The following is a 19,796-nucleotide window of genomic DNA, read 5'->3' on the forward strand; positions in this document are numbered from 1 at the left end:
GCGCGTTACAGCGCAGTTACAGGCTGAACTGCGAGGCAACGCGAGAGATTTTAGGCAGATGAGACGGGAAACAGGCGGTCGTCGCGCAACAGATGATCGTTACCACGGCGGCGGGTGAAGCCGCTGCGGTCGAAGAATTCCAGAATCTGTATCGCCACTTTGCGCCCGGTGCCAAGCTGGTTGCGGAAGTCGGCGGCGCTGGTGCTGCCCTCTTGCGCGGCACGTTGGCGAATCAGATCGGCGAAGATCTGGATCTGGTCGCTGCGATAGTAGCGATCGCGTACGATCGCGGTGATATGTCCGAGCCGCGCAGCAGTGAGCAGCAGCGAGCGAATCGCCTGTTCATCCTGCTGCAGCGCCAGCGCGATATCGCGCACCCACAGCGGCTGATCGCCAAACAGCGGGCCGACCTGCTGCCAAAGAGCTTCTTCCTGCGGATTAAAGCGCGGTTCGAAGTCGGGCAGATGCAGCCAGCCTTGTCGCTGTTGTAGCTGACCTTGCGCCAGCAGTTGATCAATCAGCGCTAACACCCATTCCGCAGGCTGATGCGGCATTGCCACACGACGCAAACGATCGTGGCCGATGCCCGGCATCTCGGGATGCTGCTGATGAAAATGCGCCAGTGATTCCAGCAGCTTTTGCCGCCATTGTGCTGCCTGCGCGGCACTCATCAGCGCGTTATCAAGCTGCACCGGTGCTGCATGCTCGATCAGTGCATCCAGCGCGGGCTCGGTAAGCTGGCGCGCCCACGCCAGGTCACGCCGTTCTGTCGGTTGATAGGCCAGATGCGCCTGCAGGCTGGCGTCATCATCTTGTGCGGCGGCCAGCTGCTGCAGCCAGGCAAGATACTCCGCCTGACGTTTGCCGCGCTTTTTACTGTTGAGCAGCAGCACGCGCGCGCCGCCCAGCGTGTGCTGTGCGTTGCTGTCGCGGATAATCAGCCGATCGTTCTCGGCCAGCCACAGCGGTTGGTTCAGCACCAGTTCCGCGACATCATCCGCCAGCAGCGTAATGCGTCCAGTGACGTGGCTGGCGGCGTGGTGGAGATGAATCGGCTGCGACGCGCTCTTCAGCGGCTGCAGCAAGCGCAGCGCCACGGTTAAGCGCGTGGTGCCTTCCGCTCTGGCCTGTGACAGCAGCCAGTCGCCGCGCGCGATCTGCGCTTTTTCCACATCGCCGACGATATTCAATGCGATACGTTCACCGGCTTGCGCGCGCGTCACCGATTGGTTCTGCGCATGCAGCGCGCGCACGCGCAGCGGCAGATTCAGGCTGCTAAGCCAAAGAGTATCGCCGACGTTCACTTCGCCCGACAGTGCGGTGCCGGTGACCACCAATCCGCTGCCTTTCAGCGTGAAGGCGCGATCGATAGCGAGACGGAAACGGTAACGAGAGTCGAAGGCCGGTTCCGCCAGCGTGCTGAGATGCTGGCGCAGCGCGTCGATGCCTTGCTGGGTGTGGCTGCTGGTAACAAATTGCGGCACCGCCGGCCAGCCGAGTTGCTGCGTGAGCTGCGCCACCTGCCGCTGGACTTCCGCGATGCGCGTTTCATCCACGCGATCGGCTTTGGTCAGCGCCACGCTGAGCGGCGGCTGTCCGGCCAGGCTCAGCAATTGCAAATGTTCGCGGGTTTGCGGCATCACGCCATCGTCGCAGGCCACCACCAGCAGCGCATGATGAATGCCGCCAATGCCCGCCAGCATATTGGCGAGAAATTTCTCGTGGCCTGGCACATCAATAAAGCCGAGCACGCGACCATCCGGCTGCGGCCAGTACGCGTAGCCGAGATCGATGGTCATGCCGCGCCGTTTCTCTTCCGGCAGGCGATCGGCATCCACGCCGGTTAATGCCTGTAGCAGCGCGGTTTTGCCGTGATCGACGTGTCCAGCGGTGGCAATAATCATGACGCTAAGGCCTGAATCAGCGCGCTTTCATCATCAAGGCAGCGCAAATCCAGCCACAGTTTGCCTTCCTGAATGCGGCCAATCACCGGGCGCGCTAAGCTGCGCCAATGCTGTGACAAATTGACGAGCTGGCTACCGCGCCCATCGCTCGGCGCAAAGGTGATAGCGAAACTGGGAATACGTTCAACTGGTAGCGATCCGCTGCCGATTTGGGATGAACAGGGCGCAATCGCCAGCGAAAAATCCTCTCCATAAATCTGTTGTAACGCGGGCAGCAATCGTTCAGCTTGTTGCTGAATATCCTGCGCTGGACGAGTGAGCAGCCGCAGCGTCGGCAGGGCTTCACGCAGCGTTTCCGGCTGACGATAGAGCTTTAGCGTGGCTTCCAGCGCCGCGAGCGTCATTTTGTCGACGCGCAGCGCGCGTTTCAGCGGATGCGACTGGAGCTGATCAATCAGCGTCTGCTTGCCGACGATAATCCCCGCCTGCGGACCGCCGAGCAGTTTGTCGCCGGAGAAACTTACCAGACTGACGCCTGCGGCGATCAGCTGCTGCGGCATCGGTTCAGCCGGCAGACCAAATTCGGTCATATCGATCAGCGATCCGCTGCCAAGGTCGGTGATTACCGGCAATTGATAAGCGTCACCCAGCTCAACCAGTTCCGCTTCCGTTACCGCATGGGTAAAGCCCTGAATCTGATAATTGCTGGTGTGCACCTTCATCAGCAGGCCGCTGTTTTCCGCGATGGCGGCGCGATAATCTTTCAGGTGTGTGCGGTTGGTGGTGCCCACTTCCACCAGTTTGCAGCCCGCCTGGCGCATCACGTCAGGAATGCGGAAGGCGCCGCCAATTTCCACCAGCTCGCCGCGCGAGACAATCACTTCGCGCCCCGGCGCTAACGCGGCCAGCATCAATAACACGGCGGCGGCATTGTTGTTAACGATACAGGCCGCTTCCGCGCCGGTTAACTCGCACAGCAGCGCGCTAACCGCACGATCGCGGTGGCCGCGCGCCGCATCATCCAGCGCGTATTCCAGCGTGACCGGCTGACGCAGGCAATTCACCACCGCGTCGATAGCGCGATCGCTCAGCTGTGCGCGGCCAAGATTGGTGTGCAGCACGGTGCCGGTGAGATTGAACACCGGACGCAGCGCACTTTGCTGCTGTTGCTGGCTGCGGCGCAGCGCTTCATCCGGCCAGTTCAGGTGCCACTCTGGCAAGGTTTGGTGCTGCTGAATGTGGTCGCGCGCTTCCTGCTGCATGCTGCGCAGCTGGCGCGTGGCGAAGGCGGTTCCGTGATGCGCCAGCAGCGGCTGCAGCGCGGGATCGCGCAGCAGGCTGTCGATAGCAGGTAATTGACTGTACAGGGTTTTCATCGGGAGACTTACAGAGAGGGCGGAACGGTGCGGGCAAAGCTTTCGCGCGCAAACAGGTTTTCGGCCAGCTTCACCAGCGCCGGGCGATTTACGCACCAGTTTGGCAGCACGAGGCGGAAGTTGAGGTAACCAATCATGCAGCCGGTGGCGATATCGGCCAGATTGAGCGTGCCGCTATTGAGCCATTCGCCTTGGGCGGCGACGGTTTCTAGCGCATCGAGGCCGCGTTGGATTTTGTCACGGTTGCGCAGCAGCACCTCTTCAGATTGCTGATCGCCGGGACGCATCTGCTCGCGCACGATCATCACCGCCGCATCGTTAATGCCGTCGGCCAGTTTTTCCAGCTGACGGATGTGCAACGCATGCAGCGCATCATCGGGCAGCAGCGCAGGCGCATCGCCGCGCAGTTCAATGACTTGCGCGATGATTGAAGAGTCGAACCAGGTGAGCTGGTTGTCGTCAATCAGCGCCGGTACTTTGCCCAGCGGATTGTACTGCGGTACATCGCTGTCATCGATCCACGGAGAGTGATTAACGAATTCGAAAACCAGGCCTTTTTCCAGCAATATCACTGATATTTTGCGGACAAAAGGGCTGGTGTAGCTGCCAATCAGTTTCATCGTGCGCCTCCGTGTTGAATGAAAATACGCGATAACAAACCGCACATATCCCTGGCGGCGCCCTGGCACAATGCGCGATAAATCGCGCCGCTACGGACCGCAGAAACATGGGAAAAGCTAATCGCCGGGGAACATAAACGGATTCAGACTGCTGCGGGCGAATCCTTCTTGCTCCATGCGGGCATCCAGCACCAGCGAAGCCAAATCATCGGCCACCGGCTCCACGGCGGGATCCTTCTCCTGATACAACATCTTCAGGTAGGTACCGCAATCGCCGCAGCTCTCTGCTTTCACCGCCGCTTTTTCGCTGTCCAGCGACCAGTAATGCAGATCGCCGGTTTGTTCACAGTTGGAGCACTTGCTGCGCACTACATACCATTCGCTTTCACACAGATTGCAGTGCAGATAGCGCAGCCCTTGCTGACCCACGCTCATGTGCACCACGCTGGTGACCGGCACGCTGGCGCATACCGGACAGAACTGGCGATGCTCACCGTATTCCGCACGCGCTTTGCCGGGAATTAATGCTGCCATCTGCGCCCAGTAAATCGACAACGCCGCCCAGATGAACGGCGATTTGTCGCTGCTCACCTGCGCGAAATCGCCTTCCAGCAGCGCATGCGCCAGATTTTCCAGTTCGGTAGTGGAGGATTTTTCCAGATTCTCCAGCACTGCCAGCGCCTGGCCGCTCATCTCTGGCTTCAGCTCGGCGATCAGCGAATGCAGCAAACGCTGCCAGTGCGCATCGCGCGGATAGGTGTGGATATCGAGCGGCGGTTTGCCCTGCTCGGCGCTCTGCGTCAGCCGCTGCTGCAGATCAAGCTGTAGCGGATGGTCATACAGCACGATCTCCTGCGCCTCGGCGATCACCGCAGCAAAGCGCAGGTAATCACCCAGCGGATTCTTCGCGGCCAGGTCGCGCAAACGTGCCGCACGGCGGCTATACAGATTTTTCAGCCGGGGGAAAAGTAACGGCGGAACGTGCTCCGCCGTGTGCTTTTCGCTTTTCTCCAGCTGGTCCTGCGGGATGATGCGAATACTCATCAGGGACGTTTTTCCTGTTGTGTTTGGCGTTGGCGCTGCTCGCGATACCAGCGTGGGTGATGTTTCTTCGCCCACGCGGCCGGAACCCAGCCCTCAACCATGGCGGTAATGGTGCCTTTTACCCACAACGCGGCGTAAATGTGCACCATAATCACCACGATCAGCGCCACAGCTGAGACCGAATGCACAACTAGCGCGATGCGAATCAGCGGAATAGTAAAGGCACCGGCAAAGTACGGGCGCCAGATAACAATTCCGCTCACCAGCAGCAAGACTAAGCTGATGATAGCAGCCCAGAACACACACTTCTGCCCGAAGTTGTATTTGCCGGTATCGCCGACCTCTTCGTTTTGCACGATTTTGTGGATGTTTTTCGCCCAAACCAGGTCTTCGCGATTGATCAGATTATGTTTCCAATAGCGTAAGAACATGATGATAAAGGCGGCAAACATCACCGTGCCAACAAACGGATGCAGGATACGCGCCAACTGCGGCGTGCCGAGCACGTGCATCAGCCAGTTAAACGACGGGAAAAAGAAACCCAGTCCGCTCAGCGCGGCGAGCACAAAACAGAACGCCACAATCCAGTGATTGATGCGTTCCGGTGCGCTGTAGCGCACCAGACGATCGCGTTTTTTCATTATTCGCGCTCCTCTTTTTCGTGCAGATTCTCGTCCTCATCCTCTTCCACGCGGTTTGGCCCTACGCCAACGTAGTGGAACACGGATGCAGCAAAGGTAGCGGCAAAACCGATCGCCGCCAGCGGTTTCCAGGTCCCTTTCCAGAACGTTACCGCCGGGCTGATGCTCGGATTATCCGGCAAACCGTGATAGAGCTGCGGTTTGTTGGCGTGGTGCAGCACGTACATCACGTGCGTACCGCCGACGCCTTCCGGATCGTACAAGCCGGCGTTGGCATAGCCGCGCGTGTTGAGCTCGGCCACGCGTTCACCGGCCAGCGCCTGCATATCGCTTTTGCTGCCGAAGTGAATCGCGCCGGTCGGGCAGGTTTTCACGCACGCCGGTTCCTGACCGACATTGACACGATCGACGCACAGCGTGCATTTATACACGCGGTTGTCCTCTTTATTCAGACGCGGCACATCGAACGGACAGCCCGCAATGCAGTAGCCGCAGCCAATGCACTGTTCTGACTGAAAATCGACGATGCCGTTGGCGTACTGAATAATCGCGCCTTCAGATGGGCAGGCTTTCAGGCAGCCGGGATCGGCGCAGTGCATGCAGCCATCCTTGCGGATCAGCCACTCTAACTTGCCGTTCTCCTCCACTTCTGAGAAGCGCATCACCGTCCAGGATTTGGCGGTCAAATCGGCGGGATTGTCGTACACCCCAACGTTATGTCCCACTTCATCGCGGATATCGTTCCACTCCGAGCACGCCACCTGACACGCTTTGCAGCCGATGCAGGTGGTCACGTCGATCAGTTTCGCCACTTCCTGCTGATGGTTACGTGCCTGCGGGGCAGGCGTGAGTCCATTGGTGGCGGAGCGGCGGATAATGTCTTGAGATTGATAAGCCATATTCGTTCTCCTTACACCTTCTCGACGTTGACCAGGAACGCTTTAAATTCTGGCGTCTGCGTGTTGGCATCACCGACAAACGGCGTCAGGGTATTAGCGATAAAGCCTTTTTTCGCCACGCCCTGATAACCCCAGTGAATCGGAATGCCGATGGTATCGACGATTTTGCCGTCGACGTTGAGTGGACGGATGCGCTTAGTGACCACCGCTTTGGCTTTGATGTAGCCGCGATTGGAGCTCACTTTCACCGTGTCGCCCTGCGCGATGCCGAGCTTGTTGGCCAGTTTCTCGCCGATTTCAATAAACTGTTCCGGCTGCGCGATGGCATTGAGCCGCGCGTGTTTGGTCCAGTAATGGAAATGCTCGGTGAGACGATAAGTGGTGCCGACATACGGGAACTGCTCCGCCTGGCCCATCGATGCCAAATCGTCCTGAACACGCGCGCCGCCGGGTTGGATACCACGTTCGGATGCAGCGGGTTGGTGCCGATTGGCGTTTCAAACGGCTCGTAGTGTTCCGGGAACGGACCTTCGGCCATTTTATCGAGCGCAAACAGGCGGCCCATGCCTTCCGGCTGCATGATGAACGGCCCGACATCGCTGCCGGGTGCGGCGGCGCTGTAGTCCGGCACATCCATGCCCCCCCATTTGCTGCCATCCCACTTCAGGATCTGACGTTTCGGATCCCACGGATTGCCTTGCGGATCAGCCGAGGCGCGGTTGTAGAGAATGCGGCGGTTGAGCGGCCACGCCCAGCTCCAGTTCAGCGTATTGCCCAAACCGGTAGGATCGGTGTTGTCGCGGCGCGCCATCTGGTTGCCGTCCGGCGTCCAGCTGCCGGCGAAAATCCAGCATCCGCTGCTGGTGCTGCCGTCATCTTTCAGATGGGCAAAGGTACTGAGCTGTTGGCCTTTTTTCACCAGCAGCGTGCCTTTGTCATCGTATACATCCGCCAGCGCTTTGCCGTTGTTCTCCATCGCCACTTCTTCCGGCGCAGGATTTTCTGGCGTCAGGTAGTTCCAGCTCATGTTCAGCACTTGCTCAGGCAATGCGCCGCCCTCACTGGCGTACATTTTGCGCAGGCGTGAATAGATGCCGGAAAGAATCTCGCCGTCATTCAGCGCTTCGCCCGGTGCATCCTGACCTTTCCAGTGCCACTGCAGCCAGCGGCCGGAGTTAACGATTGAACCGTTCTCTTCGGCGAAACAGGTGGAGGGCAAACGGAACACTTCGGTCTGAATTTTTGATGGATCAACATCGTTAAACTCGTCGTGATTCTCCCAGAAGGTGGCAGTTTCGGTGTTGAGCGGGTCGATGGTGACAAGGAACTTCAGCTTCGACAGTGAATCAATCACTTTGCGCTTGTTCGGGAACGATGCCACCGGGTTGAAGCCCTGGCACAGATAGCCGTTGACCTTGCCTTGCGACATCATCTCGAAGTACTGCAGCACGTCGTAACCTTTATCCCACTTCGGCAACCAGTCGAAGCCCCAGCTGTTTTCCGCCTGGGCTTTGTCGCCGAAGAAGGCTTTCATCTGGCTGACAAAGAATTTCGGGTAGTTGCTCCAGTAGTTTACCTGGCCCGGCAGCAGCGCTTTCGGCGTGTTGGCAGCAAGATAACTCTGCAGATCGGTGTGTTTTTCCCGACGGCAAAGTCATGTAACCCGGCAAACTTTGCGACAGCAAACCGAGATCGGTCAGCCCCTGAATATTCGAGTGGCCGCGCAGCGCATTGATGCCGCCGCCAATCATGCCCATGTTGCCGAGCAGCAGCTGAATCATCGCCATGGTGCGGATATTCTGCGCACCGACCGAGTGCTGCGTCCAGCCGAGCGCATACAGGAACGAAGTGGTGCGATCGCGCGCGCTGGTTTCGCCAATCAGTTCACACACGTGCAAGAAGTCCGCTTTTGGCGTGCCGCAGATGCGTTCAACAATTTCTGGCGTGTAACGGCTAACGTGCTGCTTCAGCAGGTTCCATACGCAGCGCGGATGCGTGAGCGTGGCGTCGCGTTTGGCGAAGCCGTCGGCGTCCAGTTCGTAGTTCCAGCTGGTTTTGTCGTATTTGCGATTCTCTTCGTCGTAGCCGCTGAACAGGCCATCTTCAAAATGATAATCCTCGCGCACGATCAGGCTGGCATTGGTGTACGCCTGCACATATTCATGCTGGATTTTGTCGTTTTGCAGCAGCCACAGCAGTACGCCCGACAGGAAAGTGATGTCGGTGCCCGAACGAATCGGCGTATAGAAATCGGCTACCGATGCGGTTCGCGTGAAGCGCGGATCGATAACAATCAGTTTGGCTTTGTTGTGAATCTTGGCTTCCATCGCCCAGCGGAATCCCACCGGATGCGCTTCAGCGGCGTTCCCGCCCATCACAACGATCAGATTGGCATTACGGATGTCGACCCAGTGATTGGTCATCGCACCGCGACCAAATGTTGGAGCAAGACTTGCTACCGTTGGTCCGTGTCATACGCGTGCCTGGTTGTCGACCGCTAACATGCCGAGCGATCGGGTAAATTTCTGGGTTAAATAGCCGGTTTCGTTGCTGGATGCGGAAGCACACAGCATGCCGGTGGAGAGCCAACGGTTTTACCGTCACGCCCGCAGCGTTTTGCGCCACGAAGTTAGCGTCGCGGTCCGCTTTCATTAGCCTGGCGATGCGATCAAAGGCATCGTCCCAGCTAATGCGCTGCCATTTATCGGAGCCTGGCGCGCGGTATTCCGGGTATTGCAGGCGACTTTCACTGTGGATGAAGTCGAGCAGGCCTGCGCCTTTCGGGCACAATGCGCCGCGGCTCACCGGATGATCCGGATCCCCTTCGATATGGAAAATGGTCTCTTTGGCGTTTTTCGCGCCGTCACCGAGGCTGTACATTAACAAGCCACAGCCAACTGAGCAGTAAGTGCAGGTGTTACGGGTTTCGCGTGCGCGCAGCAGTTTATACTGTCGCGTTTCCGCCAGCGCTACCTCTGGCGCAAAGCCAAGCAGTGCTGCCGTTGTCCCTGCCATACCGCCAGCACAGACCTTGAAGAATTTTCTTCGGCTGACGTTCATGGATTATCCTTTCAACATGAATGATTTTTTACTTTTGCAGTGCAGTGAATCGGGCGTCACAATAACCCGACGAATATTGCGGCAATAGCGACCTAATATTACCACTACTTTAGTAAGGTTGTTATGTGAGGCGAAAAAAGTGACAGAGAATGAGCAGGAAAGTCACATTAATGTGAATAAGATCTCAGGTGCGGTGCAGGCGCAGGTGCATCAGCGGCGTGATATCAGCCTTGCGGAAACAGACTGGCTGGCGCAGGAAGTACCGGTAGCGCTGGTCTATAACGGCATTTCGCACGTTGTGATGATGGCGACACCCAATGATTTGGAAGCTTTTGCGATAGGTTTCTCGCTCTCGGAAGGCATTATTGCGCGCCCGGATGAAATCTACGGTATCGATGTGGTTCCGGGCTGTAATGGCATTGAAGTACAGATTGAACTCTCCAGCCGCCGCTTTATGGCGCTGAAAGAGCAGCGCCGCGCCATGGCTGGCCGTACCGGCTGCGGCGTGTGTGGCGTGGAGCAACTTGATCAAATCGGTAAGCCATTACAGCCGCTGCCGTTCAGCCAAACCTTTGATTTAGCCAATCTGGATAAAGGCCTGGCGCAGCTGCGCGACTACCAGCCGATCGGCAACCTCACCGGCTGCACGCACGCGGCGGCGTGGATGTCACCGCAAGGCGAATTGCAGGGCGGGTATGAAGATGTCGGTCGCCATGTGGCGCTGGATAAACTGCTGGGGAATCGCAGCCAGCAGCCGTGGCAGCAGGGCGCGGTGCTGGTTTCCAGTCGCGCCAGCTATGAGATGGTGCAGAAATCCGCCATGTGCGGCGTGGAGATTCTGTTCGCGGTGTCAGCTGCGACACAGCTCGCAGTTGAGGTAGCCGAACGTTGCAATTTAACTCTAATCGGGTTTAGTAAGCCGGGACGCGCCACGGTTTACAGCCACTCGCGGCGTTTGTTTTAATTTTTTCCTTCAGCACAAGGAAGTAATCATGCGCCAGCCTTATCGCATTGAAAGTGTCACACTCAAAGACATCGGAGTGTTTGAGCACACGCATTTTGATTTTCCGCCGATTCAAAGTGAACTGCGTGACGGAGAAAAAGCCGAGATCCACATTTTTACCGGGCCGAATGGCTGTGGGAAAAGTACGGTTTTATATGCATTAGCTGCGATATTTGATCCCTTTAGCAATAAACATCCCATATCTAAAAGGTTTTTAAATGGTTACAGCTTAGTAGATTTTAAATTTGGAAACGGTCATGGGTTTTATTGTGTGAACAAAATTGATACAAGTTTGTTTATTGATCAAGACTATTTAATTAATCCTGTTGGGAAAACACATTATTATGGAGACAAAAATTTTAGAGATTTAATAAAAAACTATGCATACTATTTTGATATAGAAAGAATGCTCAATGATACAGATTTCCAATTTGCTGCATTTGCTTACTCTGGAAATACCAGCCATCAAGATGAATTCGTTTTTGATTCAATTAAGGAAATTGATTATTCTCCTTTTGAAAATGCTTTATCATTTTACAAAACAATCCGTTCGGATGTTATTGCTCAATGGATTGCTAATAACTTAACTAAATATGCATTGGCTAAAATAGAACAAGAAGATGAAGAGGCAAATAAATATCAAGAGTCTCTTGGGAAGATAAAGGCTTTTATATTTAACTTGAGTGGCATTAAAATTGATTTTAAGCTAAGTAGAAGTCCATTGTCGATTGTTTTCAATATTGATGATAAATGTATGGCTTTTGATTCTTTGCCTGAGGGACTAAAATCAATTATTGGTTGGGTATGTGATTTGGCTATAAGATTAGAATATCTTAAATTCGAAGAAAAAAAAGACATATTCTCTCAGCCTCTAATACTATTTCTCGACGAAATAGATATTCATTTACACCCTAAATGGCAACGTCGCATTTTACCCGCAATCCAAAAGTTGTTACCCAACTCCCAGGTTTTTGTATCAACGCATTCGCCTTTTGTCGTTGGTTCGGTAGAGGATGCGTGGGTTTATCGTCTGCCTGATCCACAGCGCAATGTGATGCGGGATGCTTCTATGCAGGATCAGATCGTACCTACTGAATCCGGAGCAGGAAAAAGTATTCAACTTATTCTTGAAGAGATTTTTGATGTCGACGAACGTTTCGATGTCGAAACTGAACAACTCTTGAAATCATTCAAAAAGGTTCGTAATCGCTATTTGCAGAATCCTACTGATGACAGTGAATTAATGGATTTGGCGCAAACTATACGTGAGCGCGGTGAAGAATTAGAAACCATTATTGAGATGGAGTTACGACAAATAGCACGCCGTTCAAAAAAGTAAGGAGAACAGGGAATGTTCAAATCATATCGAGGACCATGGCCGCCATGTCTTAAAATGCATTATCCTGAGTGGACCGATCGCTATATTTCAGCGCGTGAGGGGAATCCGGCAGCAACATTCCGCTGGTTTTCTATCACTTGTTATCAAGCAGTGCGTCGAGAGTTATTAGTAATGACGCATCACCATTGTGCATTTTGTGATGGTTTCATTGGTAGTGAAAGCCGGGAAACACTGGAGCATTTCAGACCGAAAAGCCAGTATCCGGCTTTGGCATTTCATTGGGAAAATTTGTTTCCATGCTGCGATATGTGTCAGAGCCAAAAGCGTGAAAAATTTGATGAAGTTTTAATTAAACCTGATCGTCCTGATTATCAATTTGAAGATTACTTCATCTGTAATTATGACAATGGTGAAATTGAGGTAGCACCGGAATGTTCAGCTGAGTTCCAAAAGGCCGCCGCAGTTACGCTTGAAATTTATGGACTTAATTTACCGGTGCGCAAAAAAGAACGTTTACGCCAGTTTCGCGTCTGGCATGCAATGGGCGATGAAACATCGTTACATGAGTTTGCTTACCGCTATTTTCTCATCGGTTAAACCACCTGCACCTGCGGCAGCGCCTGTTGCAGCGCCGTCAGCGCGCCGGGTTTTGCCGCGCCGCTGTCGCAGATCAGCAGATCGATTTCCGCAATCGCTGCATAAACGGTGCGGCTCATCACGCCGAGTTTGCTGTGATCCGCCAGTAAAATGGTGCGGTTTGCCTGCTGCACCATGGCGCGGGCAATCGCCGCTTCGTGGGGATGAAAACTGCTGGCACCGTTTTTCGCATCGATGCCGACCGGCGAAAGCAACGCGACATCGGCGCGATAACGATAAATTTCCCCAATCGTCATCTCCCCGCGCGTTTGCTGCGCGCCCGCCATCATCATGCCGCCAATTAAAATCACCTGATTATTCAGCGTCTCATGCTCTTCCGCTGCGCTCAGCGCCAGCGCGGCCTGCAGGCTGTTAGTGATGATGGTTAAACCCGACATGGTGCGCAGTTGTTCGGCCAGCATGGTGGTGGTGGTGCCGGCGTCAAGGAACAGCGTTTGGCCGGGCTGGAGATGTTGCGCGGCAGCAACCGCAATTGCGCGTTTCTCTTTCGCCTGCGCGTTACGGCGCACCTGCAGCGGCGGCTCTGGCTGGCTATCGACGGCGACCAAACCGCCATGCACCCGCCGCGCCAATCCCTGCGCTTCCAGCTCAATAATGTCGCGCCGCGCGGTTTCGCGCGAGATGCCAAGCTCATTGATGATGCGTTCGGTGCTGAGCTGATGTTGCGTGGTCAGCAGCGCGCGAATGCGGTGTAAGCGGGTTTCCTGCAGCATGACTTTTCCCTGTGGCGTGTTCAACCTGGGCCTAAGCTTACCTGAGTGTCATTGCGCCGTCATGTGTATTTGGTTGTATTTGTGTATTTGGTTGCATTTGTCGCCAAAGCAGGCATGATATTGGCAAACGGCGATTTCGCATGCACCCCTTTCACCTTCGCAACGGGAGTTACCATGGCTACACGTTCTACCATCATGGATACCAACAGTTTTCGTGCTGAGCACGCCGACGGACTGGATGCGGCAACCCGCAAGCTAACCGACAAGCGCAGCAAAGTGTTGGGCGAGTCGTATCGCCTGTTTTACCGCAAGCCAGTGCATTTAGTGCGCGGCGAAGGGCAGTATGTGTGGGATGCCGCCGGTGATAAATATCTTGATGTGTACAATAACGTGGCGAGCATTGGTCACTGCCATCCGGCGGTGATTGAGGCGGTGAATCAGCAGATGAAGATGCTGAACACCCACACGCGCTATCTGCACGAACGCATTCTCGATTACACCGAAGAGCTGCTGGCGACCACGCCAGATGCCATTGATCGCGCCATGTATATGTGTACCGGTTCGGAAGCCAACGATTTGGCGATCCGCGTGGCGCGGGCTTTCAGCGGCGGCACCGGCATTATCGTGTCGCAGGAGGCGTATCACGGCACCAGCGATCTCACGTCAGGTGTGTCGCCCGCCCTCGGCAGCGGACAGCCGTTGGCGGCAACCACGCGTCTGGTTTCACCGCCGGATGCCTATCGCGTGAATGCGCCCGATCTCGGCGAGTGGTTTGCCAATGAAATCCAGCAGCAGATTGACGATATGAAAGCGCACGGCATCAAGTTTGCCGGCTTCCTCGCTGACTCAATCTTCTCATCCGATGGCGTATTGCCGAACCCGCGCGGCTTCCTGCAAAAAGCGGTCGATGTGGTGCATGCCAACGGCGGGATTTTCATTGCCGATGAAGTGCAGCCGGGCTTTGGTCGTACCGGCGATGCGTTCTGGGGCTTTGCGCGTCACGGCGTGGTGCCTGATGTGATCACCACCGGCAAGCCAATGGGCAACGGCATTCCGGTTTCAGGTTTGCTGGCGAAAAGCGATGTGCTAGCGGCATTTAGTGACGAGATTCCTTACTTCAACACCTTTGGCGGTAATCCGGTGGCGATGGCCGCCGCGCAAGCGGTGCTGACGGTAATTAAAGAAGAGGGCTTGCAGGAGCACAGCCGCGTGGTGGGCGCCAGGCTGTTGAGTGAACTGCAGAAACTAATGGATCGTCACGAGTCGATCGGCGACGTGCGCGGTGCGGGCCTGTTTATTGGTTTCGAACTGGTGCAGGATCGCGCCAGTAAAACGCCGGATAAAGCGCTGGCGCTGGATTTGATCGAGAAACTGCGCGAACACCGCGTGTTGACGTCAGTGGCGGGACCTTACGGCAACGTGCTGAAGTTGCGTCCGCCGTTGGCGTTCCAGGAAGCGGATATCGATTGGCTGGTGGGCGCGCTGGATAAATCGCTGAGTGAGCTGGGGCGTTAACAGATCATTGATTGTGCACATTTTGTCGCGGCGCGATTTATCGCGCAATAAATTGCGCCGCTACGATATGTGCAGGTTTACGCAGCTGCGGTTTCCTCGGCGAAAATGCTCTCCATCTTCTGCCACGCCTGCGCGACATCGTCATCCAGATTAAACAAACCTGACGTGCCCACAATAAACACATCCACGCCTGAAGCAGCAATCTGCCGGAAGGTGCGCGCATTGCATGAACCATCAATTTCGGTCAGATAGTGATAACCGTGCTCTTCGCGCATGGCGATTAACTGGCGAATCTTATTCAGCGTTTGCGGGATAAATGTCTGCCCGGCGAAACCCGGATCCACTGACATCACCGTGACTTTATCCAGCAGGTGCGCATATTCACGAATAGTTTCTGCCGGTGTGGCCGGATTTAACACCACGCCGCAGCGACGGCCTGCGTCTTTAATTTGCGTCAGCAGGCGGAAAATTTTGTTATTAGCGGTTTCCGGGTGGAAGCTAATAATATCTGCGCCGGCCTCAATGCACATTGGGATAATATCTTCCGGATGATTTACCATTAAATGCACATCAATTGGTACATCAGTAATTTTACGCAGGTTCTCAATAAAGAACGGCGACAGCGTAATATTCTTCACATAGCTGCCATCCATAATATCGACATGATAAAAGGCAGCGGTGCTATTCATCGCTTCAACCTGCTCGCGAAAACGCGTGAGATCCATGCACATTAAGGAGGGGGAGAATTTGGCTTGCATAACTTATTTCCTCATTACAACAACAGCGCCCGCAGGCGCTGTTGATGACATCAATGGAAGAACGAAATAATGTGGCCGAGCACAATACCAACAATGCCGAAGTCGGCATCACCGAAGGTGGTGGAAGCGAAGCCGAGGTCGCCCATCAGCGGCAGCAGAATCGCTGGCAGGAAGGAGATCAGCAAGCCTTGCACAAAGGCGCCGATCACTGCGCCGCGACGTCCGCCAGTGATATTGCCGTAGACGCCGGCGGTCGCACCGCAGAAGAAATGCGGTACCAGACCCGGAACAATAACGCTTAGACCAAACAGCGGACACAGGAACATGCTGATCAAGCCGGCGGAGAAGCTCGACAGGAAGCCGATGATTACCGCGTTCGGCGCGAACGGGAACACGGTTGGGCAATCCAGCGCCGGTTTGGCGTTGGGTACCAGCTTATCGGCGATACCTTTAAAGGCCGGCACGATTTCGGCAATCACCATGCGCACACCGGCAAGGATGATATAGACGCCCGCAGCAAAGGTGATCGACTGAATGATGGCGAACACAATGTAGTTTTGGCCGCCACTGATGCTTTCGGTGAATTCTTTACCGGCAACCAGAACCAGCGCGATAAACAGAATCATCATGGTCAGCGAAATCGCTACCGATGAGTCGCGCAGGAAGTTGAGGGTTTTTGGCACCTTCAGCTCTTCAATCGACGGGCTGCCTTTACCGACCATTTTGCCCACTAACGCGGAGAGCAGATAACCGGTTGAGCCAAAGTGGCCGAGCGCCAGATCGTCCGAGTTGGTAATTTTGCGGGTGAACGGCTGCAGAATCGCCGGGCAAACCACCATCATGGTGCCGAGAATCAGCGAACCAATCAGCACCAGCCAGAAGCCGTGAATGCCGCCTACCGACAGAATTACCGCCAGCATCGCCGACATATACAGCGTGTGGTGACCGGTCAGGAAGATGTATTTCAACGGGGTAATGCGCGCCAGCAAGATGTTCACCAGCATACCAAACACCATAATCATGGCGGTTTCGGTGCCGTAACTTTTCTGCGCCAGCGCGGCCATTGCATCCGTATTTGGCACTACGCCCTGAATATTAAATGAGTGCTCAAACAGCTGACTGAAGATGGTCAGCGTGGCCGCAATTAAATTGGCCCCGGCGATGAGAATAACAAAACCCATGATGGTTTTAAGCGTACCGGAAATAACATCAGAAACCGGTTTCTTTTGCAGTAATAAACCAAACAGGGAAAAAAGGCCGACAAGTATAGCGGGTGTTCCAAGAACATCCTTAATTATAAACTGCAGCATAACTTACTCCATAGTGAGTAAAGTTTTTCGGGATAAACTGTTATTAGATATTTTCAGCCAGAATTTCTTTAATCTTTGCATTATCCAGCAGGTTTGTCAGACCAACGACTTTCGCGCTGTGCCCGGCTAATTGGTCAGCAATATCTTTTGCGGCAATGATTAAATCAGCCTGTTCAGATTTCGCAGAGGTTAAATCGGTGTGGCCCACTTCTGCCTCTTTGCCTAATTCCGCCACAATCTTCTTCACGTTCATTTCAACAATAAAGCTGCTACCTAAACCATTTCCACACACAATCAGGACTTTTTTCATCATAGGGTTCTCTGGTTATTTATTTTCAATGACAGCTTCAATCGCTGACAGGGTAGAAGCCGACAGCAACTGCTGCAGGCGGGATTCGTCGCTGAACACGTCCGCTAAGGCGGTGATCATCTGAATGTGATCGTCACCAGATACCGCGCACAGCATGATGACCACATAAACCGGATCGTTTTCATCGGCCTGAAAATTCACGCCATTTTTCACATGCAGCAACGACAGGCCGTTTTTGCGCGCGCCTTGTTCCGGGCGGGCGTGCGGCATCGCCAGGCCCGGCGCCAGCACGTAGTAAGGGCCGAGTTCGGCATGCGAAGTGAAGATAGCATCGAGATAAGCCGGGCTGATCGCCCCAGCGGCCAGCAGCGGTTCGGCAGATAATCGCACTGCTTCCTGCCAGTCGCTAACCTGCTCGACTACCCGAATATGTTGCGGCGTTAGCCATTGAGTGAGCATCAGTCATTCCTGTTTATTCGTCGATGGAGTGCAATGTAGGTTATTTTCTCAGCGGTTTTCTGTGATGATTGTCGCAAAAGTTAGCGCTAACACCGTTATTGTTAAAAAACGTGTTATCGCTAACATTTCCTTGCTGTGCGTTTGTCTTGGTTGCAAGCACCTGACATGCTCAATCATTCTGAAAAGATCGCGGGGTGAGGCATGCCCGAAACTGTGGTTTTTCACATGGCGCGTTGACAGATTTGGTTTTAAGCTGCGTCCTGGCAAAAAAGTAGCGAGTAATGCAGGAGATCGCATGACAGAAAAAAAACGGCGCGGTACCGGTAAAAGCACTTTAGCCGATGTTGCCCGTTTGGTGGGCGTAAGCACCATGACAGCGTCGCGCGCGCTACGCATGCCGGAGAAAGTGTCGCCTGAAATTCGCGCCAAAATCGATGCGGCGGTGATTGAGCTCTCCTATGTGCCGAATGTGCAGGCGAGCAATCTGGCATCGGCCACATCACGCCTGATCACCATGGTGGTGCCATCTTTTGCCACGCCGGGCAGTGCAATTGTGTCCGAAGCGCTACAGGAAGTGCTGCGGCCGCAGGGCTATAACATGATGCTGGCTGAAGCCAACCATTCGGCGGCAGAAGAGAGCGAGCTGATCGAAATGTTGCTCTCCTATAATCCGGCGGCGATGGTGCATTTCAATTTCGATAACGCCGCCGAAGCGCATCGTCTGCTGAGCAATTCCGGGCTGCCGGTCATGGATATTGGCGGCGTGCATCAGGATTCGGCGGGGATCAGCATTGGTGTCGATTACGCCAAAGCGATTCGCCAGTTGGTGCAAAGTCTGGTCGAGCGCGGCTATCGCAATCTCGGTTTGCTGTGCACGCAAAGTAATAACACCATCTTCCGCCAGCTGCTGAATGGCTGGCACAGCGGCATGCTGGCGATGAATCAGGCGCCGCATCGCGTGGTGACCTCGCCGAAAATGCCGACCTTTGCCGCCGGGCACAGCTTGCTGGCGGAAATTCGGCTGACCTGGCCGGAGCTGGATGTGCTGATTTGCACCAGCGATGAAGTGGCCTGCGGCGCCATTATGGCGTGCCATGCGGCGGGGATTGCGATTCCCAGCCAGTTGGCGATTGCCAGCATTGGCGGCGGTCCGCTAGCGGCAGTGTGTTCGCCGCCGCTTACCAGCATTGTGCTGCCGTATGAAGAGATGGGGCGCATGGCGGGTAAACGTCTGCTGGCGGCGCTCAAAGGTGATGAGCCGCCAGCCATCAATGAACTGCCGGTGCAGCTTAAACTGCGCGCCAGCAGCCACAAGGTGTAGCCATGCGTGCGCACCTTTTCCCAGATTCATCAAATCCTTATCAATTCTAAGGCATTGATAACCCTTTTACGGATCATGTTTTTAACTATAATGATCCGACTGCTTACGCGGCACGCCCAGTGAGGTGGTGCTGCAAAACACTAAAATGGAGAGGAAGAACATGAGTTATTCACTGCCATCCCTGCCGTATGCGTACGACGCACTGGAACCGCACTTCGACAAGCAGACGATGGAAATCCATCACACTAAACACCACCAGACCTACGTTAACAACGCTAACGCTGCGCTGGAAGGTACCGAATTCGCTGACCTGCCGGTAGAAGAGCTGATCACCAAACTGGATCAGCTGCCAGCAGACAAAAAAGGTCCACTGCGTAACAACGCAGGCGGCCACGCTAACCACAGCTTCTTCTGGAAAGGTCTGAAGCTGGGCACCTCGCTGCAGGGCGACCTGAAAGCCGCCATCGAAAAAGATTTCGGTAGCGTTGAAGCTTTCAAGGCTGAGTTTGAGAAAGCTGCGACTACTCGCTTCGGTTCAGGCTGGGCGTGGCTGGTGAAAAAAGGCGACAAACTGGCTGTGGTTTCAACCGCAAACCAGGATAGCCCGCTGATGGGTGAAGCCGTTGCTGGCGTTTCAGGCACGCCGATCATCGGTCTGGACGTGTGGGAACACGCTTACTACCTGAAGTATCAGAACAAACGTCCTGATTACATCAAAGCATTCTGGAACGTAGTGAACTGGGATGAAGCTGCAGCACGTTTCGCTGCTGCGAAGTAAGTTCAGGCGATAGCCGCAACGCACTAAACCGGTGATCTCTTCACCGGTTTTTTTTCGCCTTTATAAACCCTTGCTAAACGACCTGAATA

The 19,796-nt window shown here is 54.7% G+C and carries 17 protein-coding genes and 1 pseudogene; 6 read left to right on the top strand and 12 right to left on the bottom strand.

Annotated features, from left to right (window positions below; translation table 11 throughout):
• Nucleotides 1-50: 50 nt before the first annotated feature.
• The 7 genes and pseudogenes from selB to fdnG form a co-directional block, all read right to left on the bottom strand.
• Nucleotides 51-1,904 carry a selenocysteine-specific translation elongation factor gene (gene selB / locus P6287_RS00350; protein ID WP_277974330.1) on the bottom strand — a complete coding sequence of 618 codons (1,854 nt, stop codon included), beginning with the start codon at nt 1,902-1,904 and terminating at the stop codon, nt 51-53.
• On the bottom strand, nt 1,901-3,280 hold the full coding sequence (gene selA / locus P6287_RS00355) for an L-seryl-tRNA(Sec) selenium transferase (RefSeq protein ID WP_277974331.1): 1,380 nt from the start codon (nt 3,278-3,280) through the stop codon (nt 1,901-1,903). Before selA ends, selB begins: the two co-directional genes overlap by 4 nt.
• 8 nt (nt 3,281-3,288) lie before the next feature.
• Nucleotides 3,289-3,900: a glutathione S-transferase gene (locus P6287_RS00360; RefSeq protein WP_277974332.1), complete on the bottom strand. Its 612-nt coding sequence runs from the start codon at nt 3,898-3,900 to the stop codon at nt 3,289-3,291.
• A 117-nt stretch (nt 3,901-4,017) separates the two neighbouring features.
• Nucleotides 4,018-4,944 (bottom strand): formate dehydrogenase accessory protein FdhE, encoded by a 927-nt coding sequence (gene fdhE / locus P6287_RS00365; RefSeq protein ID WP_277974333.1) that lies wholly within the window; start codon nt 4,942-4,944, stop codon nt 4,018-4,020.
• On the bottom strand, nt 4,944-5,585 hold the full coding sequence (fdoI, locus tag P6287_RS00370; protein ID WP_101763837.1) for a formate dehydrogenase cytochrome b556 subunit: 642 nt from the start codon (nt 5,583-5,585) through the stop codon (nt 4,944-4,946). Before fdoI ends, fdhE begins: the two co-directional genes overlap by 1 nt.
• Complete coding sequence (gene fdxH, locus P6287_RS00375) at nt 5,585-6,484, bottom strand: formate dehydrogenase subunit beta (protein ID WP_277974334.1); 900 nt, start codon at nt 6,482-6,484, stop codon at nt 5,585-5,587. The genes fdoI and fdxH overlap by 1 nt, the downstream gene beginning before the upstream one ends.
• A gap of 11 nt (nt 6,485-6,495) precedes the next feature.
• Nucleotides 6,496-9,544 (bottom strand): annotated as a pseudogene (fdnG, locus tag P6287_RS00380) (formate dehydrogenase-N subunit alpha).
• Between the two features lie 172 nt (nt 9,545-9,716).
• Between fdnG and fdhD the strand changes: the two are divergent.
• The 3 genes from fdhD to P6287_RS00395 are packed head-to-tail and all read left to right on the top strand — an operon-like array spanning nt 9,717 to nt 12,483.
• Complete coding sequence (fdhD, locus tag P6287_RS00385; protein WP_271460935.1) at nt 9,717-10,508, top strand: formate dehydrogenase accessory sulfurtransferase FdhD; 792 nt, start codon at nt 9,717-9,719, stop codon at nt 10,506-10,508.
• A 28-nt stretch (nt 10,509-10,536) separates the two neighbouring features.
• Complete coding sequence (locus P6287_RS00390) at nt 10,537-11,886, top strand: AAA family ATPase (RefSeq protein ID WP_277974335.1); 1,350 nt, start codon at nt 10,537-10,539, stop codon at nt 11,884-11,886.
• Between the two features lie 12 nt (nt 11,887-11,898).
• A complete protein-coding gene (locus P6287_RS00395; RefSeq protein WP_271460933.1) occupies nt 11,899-12,483 on the top strand; it encodes a retron system putative HNH endonuclease in 585 nt (194 codons plus the stop codon).
• Here P6287_RS00395 and P6287_RS00400 read toward each other — a convergent pair.
• Nucleotides 12,480-13,256: a DeoR/GlpR family DNA-binding transcription regulator gene (locus P6287_RS00400; protein WP_222234988.1), complete on the bottom strand. Its 777-nt coding sequence runs from the start codon at nt 13,254-13,256 to the stop codon at nt 12,480-12,482. The two genes, P6287_RS00395 and P6287_RS00400, sit on opposite strands and share 4 nt — an antisense overlap.
• Nucleotides 13,257-13,430: 174 nt before the next feature.
• Between P6287_RS00400 and P6287_RS00405 the strand changes: the two genes are divergently transcribed.
• Nucleotides 13,431-14,771 (top strand): aspartate aminotransferase family protein, encoded by a 1,341-nt coding sequence (locus P6287_RS00405; RefSeq protein WP_110867874.1) that lies wholly within the window; start codon nt 13,431-13,433, stop codon nt 14,769-14,771.
• A 77-nt stretch (nt 14,772-14,848) separates the two neighbouring features.
• Here P6287_RS00405 and alsE read toward each other — a convergent pair whose 3' ends face one another.
• Genes alsE through P6287_RS00425 form a run of 4 tightly spaced genes read right to left on the bottom strand, consistent with a single transcriptional unit; the run spans nt 14,849 to nt 17,608 of the window.
• Nucleotides 14,849-15,529 (bottom strand): D-allulose 6-phosphate 3-epimerase, encoded by a 681-nt coding sequence (gene alsE / locus P6287_RS00410; protein ID WP_101763830.1) that lies wholly within the window; start codon nt 15,527-15,529, stop codon nt 14,849-14,851.
• 50 nt (nt 15,530-15,579) lie between these two features.
• A complete protein-coding gene (locus P6287_RS00415) occupies nt 15,580-16,839 on the bottom strand; it encodes a PTS ascorbate transporter subunit IIC (RefSeq protein WP_110867875.1) in 1,260 nt (419 codons plus the stop codon).
• A 43-nt stretch (nt 16,840-16,882) separates the two neighbouring features.
• On the bottom strand, nt 16,883-17,149 hold the full coding sequence (locus tag P6287_RS00420) for a PTS sugar transporter subunit IIB (protein WP_101763934.1): 267 nt from the start codon (nt 17,147-17,149) through the stop codon (nt 16,883-16,885).
• Between the two features lie 15 nt (nt 17,150-17,164).
• On the bottom strand, nt 17,165-17,608 hold the full coding sequence (locus tag P6287_RS00425) for a PTS sugar transporter subunit IIA (protein ID WP_137384868.1): 444 nt from the start codon (nt 17,606-17,608) through the stop codon (nt 17,165-17,167).
• Between the two features lie 295 nt (nt 17,609-17,903).
• Between P6287_RS00425 and P6287_RS00430 the strand changes: the two genes are divergently transcribed.
• Nucleotides 17,904-18,929, top strand: a complete 1,026-nt coding sequence (locus P6287_RS00430; protein ID WP_101763827.1) for a LacI family DNA-binding transcriptional regulator — start codon at nt 17,904-17,906, stop codon at nt 18,927-18,929.
• Between the two features lie 160 nt (nt 18,930-19,089).
• On the top strand, nt 19,090-19,707 hold the full coding sequence (gene sodA, locus P6287_RS00435) for a superoxide dismutase [Mn] (RefSeq protein WP_277974336.1): 618 nt from the start codon (nt 19,090-19,092) through the stop codon (nt 19,705-19,707).
• Nucleotides 19,708-19,796: the final 89 nt, after the last annotated feature.

The sequence above is a fragment of the Pantoea sp. X85 genome, from assembly GCF_029623675.1.
In the GTDB taxonomy this organism is placed as follows: Bacteria; Pseudomonadota; Gammaproteobacteria; order Enterobacterales; family Enterobacteriaceae; genus Pantoea; species Pantoea leporis.